Raw genomic sequence first — 522 nt, forward strand, 5'->3', positions numbered from 1 at the left:
GTGAAGAACTCCGTATCCCCAATATCGAAGCTGGTCCGCGACAGCGTTACCGTTTCCTGCGCCGCATCCACCAGACGACGCTGCGCGGAAATGTTGCGGCTGTCGCGGTTATAGGCTGCCAGCGCACTTTCGACTTCTTCTACCGCGCCAAGTACCGTTGCCTGATACCCGAGCCGGGCCTGTACGGCCTGGGATTCGGCGATGGTCAGATTTGCGTTGTTCTCGCCCGAGAAGATCGGCAGGCTGAGTGTCGGCCCGAAGCTCCATGTTTTATAGCTGCCACGACCATTCACATTTACCGGCGTAAAGGATCCGGTGAGGGACAGGGACATGAAATATGATCTGCACATCGCGACGATAACCGCGGTCCATATCGGACAGGCCGCGCACGGGCTTTCCATCGAATTCGATCAGCCCGTCAAAACGGTTCAGCCCGGTCATGGCTTTGGCAAGCGTCGATTTGCCGGAACCGCTTTCCCCGACAATTCCCAGAACCTCGCCGGGCTGCAGGTCCAGCGTTAT

Annotated in this window: 2 protein-coding genes; both read right to left on the reverse strand. The window is 58.2% G+C overall.

Annotated elements, in window-relative coordinates:
* A partial coding sequence (locus TR36_RS14400) for a TolC family protein (protein WP_192841384.1) occupies positions 1-332 on the reverse strand: 332 nt, incomplete at its 3' end.
* Positions 271-522, reverse strand: a 252-nt coding sequence (locus TR36_RS15900) for an ATP-binding cassette domain-containing protein (protein ID WP_045393962.1), incomplete at its 5' end; no start/stop codon positions are given. The genes TR36_RS14400 and TR36_RS15900, both read right to left, overlap by 62 nt.

This window comes from Falsirhodobacter sp. alg1, from assembly GCF_000739715.2.
GTDB lineage: Bacteria > Pseudomonadota > Alphaproteobacteria > Rhodobacterales > Rhodobacteraceae > Falsirhodobacter.